12 protein-coding genes are annotated in these 14467 nt (G+C 67.8%); all 12 read right to left on the reverse strand.

Annotation, left to right across the window (positions count from 1 at the left end; all coding sequences use genetic code 11):
- Positions 1-22 precede the first annotated feature (22 nt).
- Complete coding sequence (gene pnp, locus SMCB_RS06515) at positions 23-2152, reverse strand: polyribonucleotide nucleotidyltransferase (protein ID WP_045535840.1); 2130 nt, start codon at positions 2150-2152, stop codon at positions 23-25.
- Positions 2153-2385: 233 nt separating this feature from the next.
- Entirely contained in the window at positions 2386-2652 is a 267-nt protein-coding gene (gene rpsO, locus SMCB_RS06520) for a 30S ribosomal protein S15 (protein ID WP_045535841.1), read from the reverse strand.
- A 125-nt stretch (positions 2653-2777) separates the two neighbouring features.
- Positions 2778-6053, reverse strand: a complete 3276-nt coding sequence (gene carB, locus SMCB_RS06525) for a carbamoyl-phosphate synthase large subunit (RefSeq protein WP_045535842.1) — start codon at positions 6051-6053, stop codon at positions 2778-2780.
- Positions 6046-7227 (reverse strand): glutamine-hydrolyzing carbamoyl-phosphate synthase small subunit, encoded by a 1182-nt coding sequence (carA, locus tag SMCB_RS06530; protein ID WP_045535843.1) that lies wholly within the window; start codon positions 7225-7227, stop codon positions 6046-6048. Before carA ends, carB begins: the two co-directional genes overlap by 8 nt.
- Before the next feature lie 224 nt (positions 7228-7451).
- On the reverse strand, positions 7452-8222 hold the full coding sequence (locus tag SMCB_RS06535; RefSeq protein WP_045535844.1) for a TrmH family RNA methyltransferase: 771 nt from the start codon (positions 8220-8222) through the stop codon (positions 7452-7454).
- Entirely contained in the window at positions 8219-8851 is a 633-nt protein-coding gene (gene rnhB / locus SMCB_RS06540; RefSeq protein WP_045535845.1) for a ribonuclease HII, read from the reverse strand. The genes SMCB_RS06535 and rnhB overlap by 4 nt, the downstream gene beginning before the upstream one ends.
- Positions 8823-9941, reverse strand: coding sequence for a lipid-A-disaccharide synthase (gene lpxB, locus SMCB_RS06545; protein ID WP_045537760.1), 1119 nt, complete (start codon positions 9939-9941; stop codon positions 8823-8825). The genes rnhB and lpxB overlap by 29 nt, the downstream gene beginning before the upstream one ends.
- A 73-nt stretch (positions 9942-10014) precedes the next feature.
- The gene (locus SMCB_RS06550) at positions 10015-11112 is read right to left on the reverse strand and encodes a DegT/DnrJ/EryC1/StrS family aminotransferase (RefSeq protein WP_045535846.1); all 1098 of its coding nucleotides are present in this window, start codon (positions 11110-11112) and stop codon (positions 10015-10017) included.
- Positions 11113-11177: 65 nt separating this feature from the next.
- Positions 11178-12122 carry a Gfo/Idh/MocA family protein gene (locus SMCB_RS06555; RefSeq protein WP_045535847.1) on the reverse strand — a complete coding sequence of 315 codons (945 nt, stop codon included), beginning with the start codon at positions 12120-12122 and terminating at the stop codon, positions 11178-11180.
- Positions 12119-12964, reverse strand: a complete 846-nt coding sequence (lpxA, locus tag SMCB_RS06560; RefSeq protein WP_045535848.1) for an acyl-ACP--UDP-N-acetylglucosamine O-acyltransferase — start codon at positions 12962-12964, stop codon at positions 12119-12121. The genes SMCB_RS06555 and lpxA overlap by 4 nt, the downstream gene beginning before the upstream one ends.
- Entirely contained in the window at positions 12961-13416 is a 456-nt protein-coding gene (fabZ, locus tag SMCB_RS06565; protein WP_045537762.1) for a 3-hydroxyacyl-ACP dehydratase FabZ, read from the reverse strand. Before fabZ ends, lpxA begins: the two co-directional genes overlap by 4 nt.
- Complete coding sequence (gene lpxD, locus SMCB_RS06570; protein WP_045535849.1) at positions 13413-14456, reverse strand: UDP-3-O-(3-hydroxymyristoyl)glucosamine N-acyltransferase; 1044 nt, start codon at positions 14454-14456, stop codon at positions 13413-13415. The genes fabZ and lpxD overlap by 4 nt, the downstream gene beginning before the upstream one ends.
- Between the last annotated feature and the right edge of the window lie 11 nt (positions 14457-14467).

Raw genomic sequence — 14467 nt, forward strand, 5'->3', positions numbered from 1 at the left:
GATACGTTGCAGCGGCCAAGGTTCAGTCGTCTTGCGGCTGCTGCGCCGGTTGCACCTCGTCGCGATCGAGCAGCGCCTTCATCGACAGCTTGACGCGGCCTTTTTCGTCGGTCTCGAGCACCTTGACCTTGACGATCTGGCCCTCTTTTAGGTAGTCGGTCACTTTTTCGACGCGCTGGTGCGCGATCTGGCTGATGTGCAGCAGGCCGTCTTTGCCGGGCAGCAGGTTCACCAGGGCCCCGAAATCGAGGATCTTGGTGATCGGGCCTTCATAGACCTTGCCGATTTCCACTTCGGCTGTGATGGCCTCGATGCGGCGCATGGCGTGTTCGGCCTTGGCCGCTTCGCTGCTGGCGATGGTGATGGTGCCGTCTTCGGCGATGTCGATCTGGGTGCCGGTTTCTTCGGTCAGGGCGCGGATGGTGGCGCCGCCCTTGCCGATGATGTCGCGGATTTTTTCCGGGTTGATCTTCATGGTGTAGAGGCGCGGCGCAAAGCTCGAAATCTCGGTGTTGGCCTGCCCCATCGCCGCTTGCATCTCGCCCAGAATGTGCAGGCGCGCCTCTTTGGCTTGCGCCAGCGCGACTTGCATGATCTCTTTGGTGATGCCTTGGATTTTGATGTCCATCTGCAAGGCGGTGATGCCGGCTGGGGTGCCCGCAACCTTGAAGTCCATGTCACCGAGGTGGTCTTCGTCGCCCAAAATGTCGGTGAGCACGGCGAAGCGGTTGCCCTCTTTGATCAGGCCCATGGCGATGCCGGCCACGTGCGCTTTCATGGGCACGCCGGCGTCCATCAGCGCCAAGCAGCCGCCGCAGACCGAAGCCATGGACGACGAACCGTTGGACTCGGTGATTTCGCTCACCACGCGCACGGTGTAGGGAAACTCGTCTTTGGGCGGCAGCGCGGCGACCAGCGCGCGCTTGGCCAAGCGGCCGTGGCCGATCTCGCGCCGCTTGGGGCTGCCTACGCGCCCGGTTTCGCCGGTGGCGAAGGGTGGCATGTTGTAGTGCAGCATGAAGCGGTCTTCAAAATCGCCGGCCAGCGCGTCGATGCGCTGCGCGTCGCGCTCGGTGCCCAGGGTGGCGATTACCAGCGCCTGCGTTTCGCCGCGCGTGAACAGCGCCGAGCCGTGGGTGCGCGGCAGCACGCCGGTGCGGATTTCGATCGGGCGCACGGTACGCGTGTCGCGGCCGTCGATGCGCGGCTCGCCGGCCAGAATCTGCCCGCGCACGATGCCGGCTTCGATGTTGAACAGCAGCTCTTCGACCTTGACCGCGTCGCACACGAGCCCCTCAGCCTTGAGCCCGGCGTGCACGGCGGCGTAGGCTTGGCGGCAGGCCTGGGTGCGCGCTTGCTTGTTGCGGATCTGGTAGGCCGCCACCAGGGCCTCGCGGCCCAGCGCCTCGACGCGGGCGATCAGCGCCTCGTCGCGCGCCGGCGGCTGCCAGTCCCATTCGGGCTTGCCGGCTTCGCGCACCAGTTCGTTGATGGCGGCGATGGCGATGTTGCCTTGCTCGTGGCCAAAGACCACGGCACCCAGCAACACCTCTTCGGACAACTGCTGCGCTTCGCTCTCGACCATCAGCACCGCCGCTTCGGTGCCGGCCACCACCAGATCGAGCTGGCTGTTGGCGCGCTCGGTCTGGCCGGGGTTGAGGATGTACTGGCCGTTGACGTAGCCCACCCGCGCGGCGCCGATGGGGCCGTTGAAGGGGATGCCGCTGATGGACAGTGCGGCGCTGGTGGCGATCAGGGCGGCGATGTCGGCATCGACCTCGGGGTTGAGCGACAGGGTGTGCACCACCACCTGCACTTCGTTGAAAAAGCCCTCGGGGAACAGGGGCCGAATCGGGCGGTCGATCAGGCGACTGGTGAGGGTTTCGAACTCGCTCGGGCGCCCTTCGCGCTTGAAGAAGCTGCCCGGAATTTTGCCGGCAGCGTAGGATTTTTCGAGGTAATCGACGGTGAGTGGGAAAAAGTCTTGACCCGACTTGGCGTCGGTTTTGGCGACCACGGTGGCCAGCACCACGGTGCCGTCCATGTCGAGCAGCACGGCGCCGCTGGACTGGCGCGCGATTTCGCCGGTTTCGAGGCGCACGGTGTGGCGGCCCCATTGGAAGCTTTTGCTGACTTTGTTAAACAGACCCATGAGTGTTCCTAGAGTGGTGGGGGTGGTGGGCCGACGGCCGAGCCTTCAGAACACGATGCCATTCCAGTGCCGCCGCGGCGCGCGCGACGGCTTTGGAATGACACAGCTTCGCTCTGAATGAGCACGCCTGGCCTAGATGGGAAATGAAGCGCAAAAAACGCCTGCGGCGGCAGGGCGACCGAGGCGTTTTGCACGATGAACGAAAAAGGGCAAAGGCCGCTTGGGTGCGGTTCTTATTTGCGCAAGCCGAGCTTTTGGATCAGGCTCACGTAGCGGTCGGCGTCTTTGCCCTTGAGGTAGTCGAGCAGCTTGCGCCGACGGCTGACCATGCGCAGCAGACCGCGGCGGCCGTGGTGGTCTTTGGCGTGGGTTTTGAAGTGCGGCGTGAGTTCGTTGATGCGCGCCGTAAGGATGGCGACCTGTACTTCGGGGCTGCCGGTGTCGTGGGGTGCACGGGCGTTGGCCGAAATCACTTCGGCTTTGACGGATTGAGCGATCATGATGACTTTCTAGGTGGACGTGCGTCCTGCCGCAGGGTGCGGTCAGCTCAAGGCACCAAGGCCCCAAGCCGCCGCTTGCCGCAACAGGCGTGTGTAGTCTTGCCAAAAATAGGCAGACCTTGAGATTATAACCCGGCCAGCAGCGCGTGCAGCTCTTGCACCGACACCACGCCCAACGAGTCTTGGCACTTGATGCCTTCAACCGCCGCTTCGGCACCCGAGATGGTGGTGAAGGTGGTGACGCGGTTGGCCAGCGCCGAGGTGCGGATGTAGCGCGAATCGGCGATGGCGTTGCGCCGCTCCTCTACGGTGTTGATGACCATGGCGATGTCGCCGTTTTTGATCAGGTCAACGATGTTGGGCCGGCCTTCGGCGACTTTGTTCACCTGCGCGCACGGCACGCCGGCGGCGTTGAGGGCGGCGGCGCTGCCGCGCGTGGCCACGAGCTCAAAGCCGAGCGCGTGCAGCTCGCGCGCCACCTGCACCGCACGCGGCTTGTCGTCGGCCTTGACCGACAAAAACACCTTGCGCACGGCGTCGCTGGGGCGCGGCAACTGGGTGCCGGCCCCGAGCTGCGACTTGACGAAGGCCTCGCCAAAGCTGCGCCCCACTCCCATGACCTCGCCGGTGGACTTCATCTCGGGGCCGAGGATGGTGTCCACGCCGGGGAACTTGACGAAGGGGAACACCGCTTCCTTGACGCTGAAGTACGGCGGCACCACTTCGCGCGTCACGCCCTGCTGCGCCAGCGTCTGGCCGGCCATGCAGCGCGCCGCCACCTTGGCCAGTTGGATGCCGGTGGCTTTGGAGACAAAGGGCACGGTGCGCGAGGCGCGCGGGTTGACTTCGAGCACGTAGATGACATCGACGCCGTCGAGCTGCTGTATCGCGAACTGCACGTTCATCAGCCCGACCACGTTCAGGGCGCCGGCCATGGCCGCCGTCTGGCGCTTGATTTCATCGACAGTGGCTGCGCTCAGATAGTACGGCGGCAGCGAGCAGGCCGAATCGCCCGAGTGCACGCCGGCTTGCTCGATGTGCTCCATCACGCCGCCGATGAGCACGGCGCCGCTGGCGTCGCGGATGCAATCGACGTCGCACTCGATGGCATCGCTCAGGAAGCGGTCCAGCAGCACCGGCGAGTCGTGGCTGACCTTGACCGCCTCGCGCATGTAGCGCTCGAGGTCGCGCGGCTCGTGCACGATCTCCATCGCCCGCCCGCCCAGCACGTAGCTCGGGCGCACCACCAGCGGGTAGCCCAGCGCGCCGGCTTTGTCCATGGCCTCGGCTTCGGTGCGCGCGGTGGCGTTGGGTGGCTGGCGCAGCCCGAGGCGGTGCAGCAGCTGCTGGAAGCGCTCGCGGTCTTCGGCGGCGTCGATCATGTCTGGGCTGGTGCCGATGATCGGCACGCCGGCGGCCTCGAGCCCGAGCGCGAGCTTTAGCGGCGTCTGGCCGCCGAACTGCACGATCACGCCCTCGGGGCGCTCTTTGGCCACGATTTCGAGCACGTCTTCGAGCGTCAGCGGCTCGAAGTAGAGCCGGTCGCTGGTGTCGTAGTCGGTCGAGACGGTCTCGGGGTTGCAGTTGACCATCAGGGTCTCGTAGCCGTCTTCGCGCAGGGCCAGCGCGGCGTGCACGCAGCAGTAATCGAACTCGATGCCCTGCCCGATGCGGTTCGGCCCGCCGCCCAGTACCATGATTTTTTTGCGCTCGCTGGGCTCGGCCTCGCACTCTTGCTCGTAGCTAGAGTACAGGTAGGCGGTGGCGGTGGCGAATTCGGCGGCGCAGGTATCGACGCGCTTATAAACCGGGCGCACGCCCAAGGCGTGGCGCTGGGCGCGCACGGCTTGCTCGTGGGTGTGCAGCAGCTTGGCCAAGCGGCGGTCGGAAAAGCCTTTTTGCTTGAGCGTGCGCAGCGTGTCGGCGCTCAGGGCCGCCAGCGCCTGCGCGCCGTGCTCGGCGGTGTGCCGATCCAGCCCCAGCTCGATGCGCACGATGTCCTCGATCTGCACCAGAAACCAGGGGTCGATGCGCGTGATCTGCTGCACCTCGGCCAGCGTCCAGCCGGCGGCAAAGGCGTCGCCCACGAACCAGATGCGCTCCGGGCCCGGGGAGCCGAGTTCGCGCTCGAGCGTTTCGCGGTCTTGGGTTTTTTCGTTCATGCCATCGACGCCGACCTCGAGCCCGCGCAGCGCCTTTTGGAAGCTCTCTTGGAAGGTGCGCCCGATGGCCATGACTTCGCCCACCGACTTCATCTGCGTCGTCAGGCGGCTGTCGGCAGCGGGGAATTTTTCGAAGGCAAAGCGCGGGATCTTGGTCACCACGTAGTCGATGCTGGGCTCGAACGAGGCCGGGGTGGCGCCGCCGGTGATCTCGTTTTTGAGCTCGTCGAGGGTGTAGCCCACCGCCAGCTTGGCTGCCACCTTGGCGATCGGGAAACCGGTGGCCTTGGAAGCCAGCGCCGACGAGCGCGAAACGCGCGGGTTCATCTCGATCACGACCATGCGCCCGTCGCGCGGGTTGAGCGCGAACTGCACGTTGGAGCCGCCGGTATCGACACCGATCTCGCGCAGCACCGCCAAGCTGGCGTTGCGCATCAGCTGGTACTCTTTGTCGGTGAGCGTCTGCGCCGGCGCCACGGTGATCGAGTCGCCGGTGTGCACGCCCATGGGGTCGAGGTTTTCGATCGAGCAGACGATGATGCAGTTGTCGGCGCGGTCCCGCACCACCTCCATCTCGAACTCTTTCCAGCCCAGCAGCGACTCTTCGATCAGCAGCTCGTGGGTGGGCGAGGCTTCCAGCCCGCGCTTGCAGATGGTCTCGAACTCTTCGGGGTTGTAGGCGATGCCGCCGCCGCTGCCGCCGAGGGTGAAGCTGGGCCGGATCACGGTCGGGAAACCGACCTGTTTTTGCACCTCCCAGGCCTCGCTCAGGCTGTGCGCGATGCCCGAACGCGCCGAGCCCAAGCCGATCTTGGTCATGGCGTCTTTGAACTTGAGCCGGTCTTCGGCCTTGTCGATGGCCTCGGGCGTGGCCCCGATCAGCTCAACGCCGTACTGCGCCAGCACGCCTTGGCGCCAGAGGTCGAGCGCGCAGTTGAGCGCGGTCTGGCCGCCCATGGTGGGCAAAATCGCAAAACCGCCGGGGTTGAGCTGTCGCTCCTTGGCGATGATCTTGGCCACCGTCTGCCAGGTGATGGGCTCGATGTAGGTGACGTCGGCGGTGGCCGGGTCGGTCATGATCGTGGCCGGGTTGCTGTTGATCAAGATGACCTTGTAGCCCTCCTCGCGCAGCGCTTTGCAGGCTTGCACGCCGGAGTAATCGAACTCGCAGGCTTGGCCGATGACGATCGGGCCGGCGCCGATGATGAGGATGCTTTGGATGTCTGAACGCTTAGGCATGTTGAGCTTTCTTTGCGGCCATGAGCGCCGTGAAGCGGTCGAACAGGTTGGCGATGTCGTGCGGGCCCGGCGAGGCCTCGGGGTGGCCTTGGAAGCAAAAGGCCGGGCGGTCGGTGCGCTCCAGCCCCTGCACGGTGCCGTCGAACAGGCTGATGTGGGTCACGCGCAGGTGCGCCGGCAGCGATTCGCGCTCCACGGCAAAGCCGTGGTTCTGGCTGGTGATGGCCACGCGACCGCTGGCGAGCTCTTGCACCGGGTGGTTGGCGCCGTGGTGGCCGTGCGGCATTTTGTAGGTGCGCGCGCCGCTGGCTAGGGCCATGATCTGGTGCCCGAGGCAGATGCCGAAGGTGGGCAGGCCGGATTCGATCAGCTCGGCGGCGGCGGCGATGGCATAGTCGCAGGGCTGCGGGTCGCCGGGGCCGTTGGACAGGAACACGCCGTCGGGGCGCAGCGCCAGCACCTGGGCCGCCGGGGTTTGGGCCGGCACCACGGTGACGCGGCAGCCGCGCTGCGCCAGCATGCGCAGGATGTTTTTCTTGACGCCAAAATCGTAGGCCACGACGTGAAAACGCGGCGCCTGCAGCTCGCCGTAGCCGGGGCTGCCGTCGGCGCGCGCCAGTTGCCACTCGGCCTGTGTCCACGCGTAGGGCTGCACCGTGCTCACCACCCGCGCCAGGTCTTGCCCAGCCATGCTGGGTGCGCTGCGAGCGGCGGCCAGCGCCTGCGCCACCACCGCATCGCTCAGGCTCTGGCCCGCTGCCAAGGCGACGATGGCGCCGTTTTGTGCCCCATGCGTGCGCAGGCGGCGCGTGAGGGCGCGGGTGTCGATGCCGGCGATGGCCACCGTGCCATTGCGCTGCAGGTACTCGCCCAAGCTGCTGCTGGCGCGAAAGTTGGAGTGCAGCAGCGGCAGGTCTTTGATGATCAGGCCGGCGGCGTGGATGGCGTCGGACTCCACGTCTTGCTCGTTGACGCCGGTGTTGCCGATGTGCGGGTAGGTGAGCGTGACCAGTTGCTGGCGGTAGCTGGGGTCGGTGAGGATTTCTTGGTAGCCGGTAAGCGCGGTGTTGAACACCACTTCGCCGACGGTCTGGCCGGTGGCACCGATGGCGGTGCCGCGAAAGACCGTGCCGTCGGCAAGCGCGAGCAGGGCGGGGGCGGGGACGGGAAACACGGGGGATTCTCCAGGTACTTGGATTCTGGCCGCACCCTTAAGGCCCCACGCCAGCACGCACTCAGGCGATTTTGATTGGGGCTGCAGCGGCCTTTGAGTCATTGGGGCCACCGGGGTGCGCAGGGTTAGGGTAAACCTTGGAATTATAGCCCGCCCACCCACCGCCACCGGTTGACACACCGCCACCGGGGCATACCGCCACCGGGGCAATCACCGGGCCCTGTTCAACCCAGCCGCTGCACCGCGCTGGCGTGCAAACAAATGGCGGCGGCGGCGGCGACGTTGAGCGATTCCTCGCCGCCGGGCTGGGCGATGCGCAGGGTGTGGCTGGCAGCGGCCAGCAGCGCTGGGCTCACGCCCTGCCCTTCGTGGCCGAACAACCAGGCGCAGGGCCAAGGCAGCGCGGCTTGGTGCAGCCACTGGCCTTGGTGCGAGCTGGTGGCCAGCAGCGGCAGATCGAGTCCCGCCAGATCGTCTGGGTGCAAGCCTTCGACCAGGCGCAAGCCAAAATGCGCCCCCATGCCGGCGCGCAGCACCTTGGGCGCCCACAGCGCCGCCGTGCCCTTGAGCGCCAGCACCTGCTCAATACCGAGGGCGGCGGCGCTGCGCAGGATCGAGCCGACGTTGCCCGGATCTTGCAAGCGATCGAGCAGCACCGTGGGCCGCCCGGGCTGGCACGCCGCGGCGGCGGGCAACGGCCACAAAAAACCGACCGGCGCGCTCGAGCCCAAGCCGCTGACGCCGGCCAGCAGGCTGTCGGCCAGCGCCACGCGGCGCACGCTGGGGGGCAAGCTCCAGGCCGTGTCCCAGTGCGGGGCCGATTCGGCGCGCAGCAGCACCGTGGGCAACTGGCCGCGGGCCAGCAGGGCGCGGCACAGGTGCTCGCCTTCGAGCCAGACCAGCCCCAGCTCGCGGCCGGCGGCAGGGTCGTTGGCCAAGCGGCGCAGTTGCTTGAGCAGCGCGTTGTCGCGCGAGCGGATGGTTTCGGTGTTCATGGGGGACAGGCTGTGGCCAGCAGCGCCGCCACCGGGGCAAAACCGCGCCGGTGCCAAGGCGTGGGGCCCAAGCGCTGCAGCGCCTCGAGGTGCAGCGCGGTGCCGTAGCCTTTGTGGCGGTCAAAGCCGTAATCGGGGTACTGGGCATGCCAGTCGAGGCACAGGCGGTCGCGCTGCACCTTGGCCACGATGGAAGCCGCCGCGATCGCCGCCACCCGGTCGTCGCCACGCACCACGGCTTGCGCCGGCAGCTGGAGGGCGGGCAAGCGGTTGCCATCGACCAGCACCTGCGTGGGGCGCAGCCGCAGGCCGGCCACGGCGCGCTGCATCGCCAGCAGGGTGGCTTGCAAGATGTTGAGGCACTCGATTTCTTCGACGCTGGCCTGGGCCACCGAGCAGCACAGGGCGCGGTCGTGGATCAGCTCGCACAGTTGCGCGCGCCGCTTGGGCGTGAGTTTTTTGGAATCGCGCAAGCCCGCGATCGGTTTGCGCGGGTCCAGCATCACCGCCGCGGCCAGCACCGGCCCGGCCAGCGGGCCGCGTCCGGTTTCGTCCACCCCAGCCACCAGGCCCGGCGGGGCCCAGCCCAAGGTGTAGCCGTCAGGCTTGGAGGATTTGCGCGATCGCATGGCTGGCTCGGGCGGGCATGTCTTGCCGCAGTTGCAGGTGCATGTCGGTAAAGCGCTGGCGCAGGCGCGCCACCGCCGCCGGGTCGTCGAGCCAGGCCAAGGTGGCGCGCGCCAGCGCCTCGGGCTGCGCCTGCTGCTGCAGCAGCTCGGGCACCAGGCTTTGCTGGCACAAAATGTTGGGCAACCCGATCCAGGGCGTGCGCCGCTGCTGGTTGGCCACCCACCACGAGAGCCACTGCATGCGGTAGGCGATGACCATCGGGCGCTTGTGCAGCGCGCACTCCAGCGTGGCGGTGCCGCTGGCCACCAGTGCCACGTCGCAGGCCGCCTGCACGGTGTGCGCCTGCCCCAGCACCAGCTGCACCCGCGCCTCCATGCCGGTGGTACGCAGCGCCTGCTCCAGCGTGGGGCGCAGGCCCTCGTGCGTGGGCAGCACGAAGCGCAGCTGCGGGCGCTGCTGCGCCATCAGGCGCGCGGCGTGCAAAAAAGGCATGGCCAGCGCGGCGATCTCGGCCACCCGGCTGCCCGGCAGCAGCGCCACCACGGTGGCCTCGGGATCCAGCCCGAGGCGCTGGCGCGCGCCGGCTTGGTCGGGCTCGAGCGCGATCAGGTCGGCCACCGGGTGCCCCACAAAGGTGCCGGCGATGCCGTGGCGCGCCAGCAGCTCGGGCTCGAAGGGAAACAGGCACAGCACGTGGCGCACGCTGCGCCGGATGGCGTGCACGCGCCCAGGGCGCCAAGCCCAGATCGAGGGGCAGACCAGTTGGATCGCCGGGATGCCGGCGCGGTTCAGCTGGCGCTCCAGCGGCAGGTTGAAGTCCGAGGCATCGACCCCGAGGTACAGATCGGGGCGCTCGCGCAGCAAGTCGGCGGCGTAGCGGCGCCGGATGGCGCTGATGCGCCGGTAGGCCCACAGGCCCTCGACCAGCCCGCGCACGGTGAGCTCGTCGCAGCTGTGGTGCGCGACAAAGCCCTGCGCCTGCATCAGCGGCCCGCCGATGCCGCTGGCCTGCAAGCCACTCCAGCGCTGGCGCATGCCCTGCAGCAGCAAGGCGGCGAGTTGGTCGCCCGAGCGTTCGGCCGCCACCATGGCCACGCGCAAGCCCGCGCCCGGCGGCGACGGGCCTAGGCTGGCCGGGCTGGCTGAGCTGGCAGGGCCCACATCAAACCAGCGCCTGGCGGATCACGGCGCAGATTTCGTCGATGGCCGCGTCGCTGAGCTCGGGGTAGATCGGCAGCGACAGGCAGCGCTGCGCCACCGACTCGGTGACGGGAAACGACTGCCCTGCGGCCTCGGCGGCAAACACTTTTTGCTGGTGCAGCGGCACCGGGTAGTAGATCGCGCTGGCGATGCCGGCTGCGGTGAGCGCCTGCTGCACCTGGGTGCGTTGCTCGCACAGCAGCGTGTATTGGTGATAGACGTGCCGTCCGATGCCGTCTTCAAACGGTGTGTGCAACGGCAAGCCCGCTAGACCGGCCTGGTAGCGCTGCGCCACGCGGCGCCGCTGCTGGTTGTAGTGGTCGATGCGCGCCAGTTTGGCGCGCAGCACCACCGCCTGCAGTTCGTCGAGGCGGCTGTTGTAGCCGATGATGTCGTGGTAGTAGCGCACCTTGCTGCCGTGGTTGCGCAGCATGCGCAGCGTCTCGGCCAGCGCGTCGGACTGGGTCGTGACCATGCCGCCGTCGCCGAAGCAGCCCAGGTTTTTGCTGGGGAAAAAGCTGAACGCCGCCACGTCGCCGATGGCCCCGGTCTGGCGGCCACCGAGCGTGGCACCGAAAGACTGGGCGCAGTCTTCGATCAGGTGCAGGCCGTGTTGCTGCGCCAGCGCCTGCAGCGCACCCAAGTCGGCCGGTTGGCCAAACAGGTGCACCGGCAGCAGCGCCTTGGTGCGCGGCCCGATGGCGCGCGCCACCTGCGCCACATCGATGTTGAACGTGCGCGGGTCGATATCGACGAACACCGCTTTGGCGCCCACATAGGCGATGGCCTCGGCGGTGGCGATGAAGGTGAAGGGCGTGGTGATGACCTCGTCGCCCGGCCCCAAGCCGAGCGCGCGCAGCGCCAGGTGCAGCGCGTCGGTGCCGTTGGCGCAAGAGATGGCGTGCTTGACGCCCAGATAGGCGGCGGCCTCGGCCTCGAAGGCCTGCACGTTGGGGCCGAGGATGAACTGCGTGGCCTCCAGCGCCGCCAGCAGCGCCGGTTCGAGCTGGGGTTTGAGTTCGCGGTACTGGGTGGCCAGATCGACCATCGGGATGCGCATGGCAGGGCTTTCTAAGGCGTGAAAGGAGGCAGAAGGGGGAAGGGGGCAGTAGATGGGGCAAAAAATCAGGCAATGAGCTCGGTGGCAGCGCTGATGCGCTGCACCGCCGCCAGCGCCCGGCGTCCGGCGCGACCGCCGACCTTGGGCGCGCGCCCCTCGCGCACGCTGGCCACGAAATCGGCGATCTCGCTTTGCAGCGCGTCGGCTTCGCCGAAGGTCTGCAGCTGGCGCTCGATCGCCGCTTCGGGGGCGGTGTGCGGGTCGGCGTCGGTGGCGCGGTAGCTCACCAGTTGCCGGGTGCCAAAGTCGAGCGAATGGCAGGCGCGGTCTTGGAACACGCGCATCTTGCGCTCGCTCTTGTTGCTGACGCGGCTGGCGGTGACGTTGGCCACACAGCCGTTGGCAAAGCGGATGCGGGCGTTGGCGATGTCGATGTCGGCGGTGAGCACACGCGCGCCGCTGCTGTCTATGCTCACGATCTCGCTATCGACCAGCGACAAGATCAAGTCCACGTCGTGGATCATCAGGTCCAGCAGCACGCTCACGTCGGTGGCGCGCGGCTTGAACGGGGCCAGCCGGGTGCTCTCGATAAAGCGCGGGCGCTGCAGCAGCGGCTCGAGCGCCAGCGCCACCGGGTTGAAGCGCTCGAGGTGCCCAACCGCCAGCGTCAGGCCGCGCTGCTCGGCTATGGCGATCATCTCGTCGGCCTGCTCAAGCGTGACGGCGATGGGTTTTTCTACCAGCACATGGGCACCGGCGCGCAGAAAATCGAGCGTCACGGCGTGGTGCGCCTGCGTCGGCACGACCACGCTCACGGCATCGACTTGGCCCAGCAGTTCGTGGTAGTCGGCCACGGCGCGGCAGCCCAGTGGCTGGGCCACGGCCTGGGCCACGTCGAGGCGGCTGTCGGCCACCGCCACCAGCTCGCAACCGGGCAGCTGGGCGTATTTCTGGGCGTGGAACTTGCCCAGGTAGCCAACCCCGATCACGGCACAGCGCAGCGGCTTCATGCGCCTTCTCCTTTGCCCTCGGCGCCCTCGGCCGCTTCGCTGCGCGCGCGCCGGCGCACGATGCCGGGCTTGCCGACACCGGCCAGAAAATCGCTCATCAGCGCCACATCGGCGGCCGCCTCGGGGTGCTGCTCAAGCAAGGCGGCGATGCGCGGCTGCGCGGCCTGCAGCGTCAGGTTTTCGCGGTACAGCGCCTTGTACATGGCGCGCACGGCGGCGATGCGCGCCGGGCTGAAGCCGCGCCGGCGCAGCCCTTCGGCGTTGACGTTGCGCGCCACCGCCGGTTGCCCTTGGCAGACCACGAACGGCGGCAAGTCGGCAAACAGCAGCGCGCACATGGCCGTGAAGCTGTGCGCGCCCAGGCGCAAAAACTGGCGCACCACGGTAAAGCCGCCCAAAATCACCCAGTCGCCCACCTGCACGTGGCCGGCGAGCTGGGCGTTGTTGGCAAACACCGTGTGGCTGCCCACTTGGCAGTCGTGCGCCAGGTGCACGTAGGCCATGAGCATGTTGTCGTCACCCACGCGGGTGACGCCGCGGCCGTTGGCGGTGCCGCGGTGCAGGGTGCAAAACTCGCGGATCACGTTGCGGTCACCGATTTCGAGCCGGGTCGGCTCACCGGCGTATTTTTTGTCCTGTGGCGCCCCGCCCAAGGCGGCGTAGCTATGGATGGTGTTGTGCGCGCCGATGCGCGTGTGGCCCTCGAGCACGCAGTGGCTGCCGATGGCGCTGCCCTCCCCGATCTGCACGTGCGGGCCGATGAGGCTGTAGGCTCCGACCTGCACCGTGGGGTGCAGCTGTGCCGCCGGGTCGATGAGCGCGGTGGGGTGGATCAAACTCATGCGGCGCCTTCGCTGGCGATGCGGCGCATGGTGCACATCAGTTCGGCCTCGCAAGCCACCTCGTCGCCCACCCGGGCCACGCCCTTGAACTTGAAAATGCCGGCCTTGGAGCGCTCGAGCGTGACGTGCATGAGCAACTGGTCGCCCGGCTCCACCGGGCGCTTGAAGCGCGCGCCATCGACGCCGGCGAAGTAATAGACCGAGTTTTCGTCCAGCTCCAGCCCCAGGGTGTCGAAGGTCAGCAGTGCCGCCGTTTGCGCCAGCGCTTCGAGCATCAGCACCCCCGGAAACACCGGGCGGTGCGGAAAATGCCCGGTGAACTGCGGCTCGTTCACGCTCACGTTTTTGAGCGCGCGGATGGAGCGGCCTTTTTCGATTTCCAGCACCCGGTCCACCAGCAAAAATGGGTAGCGGTGCGGCAGTTTTTTCAGAATTTGGTGGATGTCCATCAGAATTTTTTTTCTAGGGCTTTCAGGCGTTGCCGCAGCGCGTACAACTGGCGCAGCGTGGCAGCGTTTTTTTCCCAATTCGCATTGTCGTCGATCGGGAACGCGCCGCTGTACTGGCCCGGCTTGAGGATCGAGCGCGAGACCAAGGTGGCGGCGGTGATGTGCACGTGATCGACGATGCGCAGGTGCCCGAGCACCCCAGCACCGCCGCCGAAGGTGCAGTGTGCGCCGATCTGTGCGCTGCCCGCCACCCCGACGCAGCCGGCCATGGCGGTGTGCGCGCCGATGCGCACGTTGTGGCCGATCTGGATCAGGTTGTCGAGCTTGACGCCGTCTTCGAGCACGGTGTCGTCGAGGGTGCCGCGGTCGATGCAGGTGTTGGCCCCGATTTCGACCTCGTCGCCGATGCGCACCGCGCCCAGTTGCTCGATCTTGAGCCAGCGCTCTTCGTGCGCGGCAAAGCCAAAGCCGTCGGCCCCGATCACCGCCCCGCTGTGCACGATGCAGCGCGCACCCAGCGTGCAATCGTGGCCGATCACCACCTGCGCCGCCAGGCGCGCTTGGGCGCCGATGCGCGCACGCGCGCCGATCACACAGTGGGCCCCAATCTCGCAGTCGGCGCCAATCTGCGCCCCGGCCTCGACCACCACAAAGGCCCCCAAGCGCACCCCGGCAGCCAGTTCGGCGCTGGGGTGCACCCAAGCGCTGGGGTGGATGGCGGGCTCGGCGGGGTCGGCGGCAGCGCGCTGCGCCGCCAGCTGGCGCGCCCGCCACCACTGCGTCAGGCGGGCAAAGTAGGGGTAGGGCTGCGACGTCTCGATGCAGGGCCCGCGGGCGCTGGCGCGCGGCACCAGCTCGGGCGGCACGATCAGCGCTGCGGCCTGCGTGCTCTCGATCGCCGCCGCGTGGCGCGCCTGCCCCACAAAGGCGAGCCGATCGGGCCCGGCGCTTTCGAGCGATGCCAAGCCAGCGATCGCGCGCGTGCCATCGCCATGCAAAACGCCGCCCAAGGCGGCGTGGATGTCGCAGAGCCGAAGCATCAGGTGCCGGTGCC

Source organism: Serpentinimonas maccroryi (assembly GCF_000828915.1).
Lineage (GTDB): Bacteria > Pseudomonadota > Gammaproteobacteria > Burkholderiales > Burkholderiaceae_C > Serpentinimonas > Serpentinimonas maccroryi.

Bases quoted from the DNA above. Each gene is read 5' to 3' on its own strand.
- pnp (WP_045535840.1), bottom strand. From the start codon at position 2,152: ATGGGTCTGTTTAACAAAGTCAGCAAAAGCTTCCAATGGGGCCGCCAC.
- SMCB_RS06535 (WP_045535844.1), bottom strand. From the start codon at position 8,222: ATGAACACCGAAACCATCCGCTCGCGCGACAACGCGCTGCTCAAGCAA.
- lpxB (WP_045537760.1), bottom strand. From the start codon at position 9,941: ATGGTGGCGGCCGAACGCTCGGGCGACCAACTCGCCGCCTTGCTGCTG.
- rnhB (WP_045535845.1), bottom strand. From the start codon at position 8,851: ATGCGATCGCGCAAATCCTCCAAGCCTGACGGCTACACCTTGGGCTGG.
- rpsO (WP_045535841.1), bottom strand. From the start codon at position 2,652: ATGATCGCTCAATCCGTCAAAGCCGAAGTGATTTCGGCCAACGCCCGT.
- lpxA (WP_045535848.1), bottom strand. From the start codon at position 12,964: ATGAGTTTGATCCACCCCACCGCGCTCATCGACCCGGCGGCACAGCTG.
- SMCB_RS06555 (WP_045535847.1), bottom strand. From the start codon at position 12,122: ATGAAGCCGCTGCGCTGTGCCGTGATCGGGGTTGGCTACCTGGGCAAG.
- carB (WP_045535842.1), bottom strand. From the start codon at position 6,053: ATGCCTAAGCGTTCAGACATCCAAAGCATCCTCATCATCGGCGCCGGC.
- SMCB_RS06550 (WP_045535846.1), bottom strand. From the start codon at position 11,112: ATGCGCATCCCGATGGTCGATCTGGCCACCCAGTACCGCGAACTCAAA.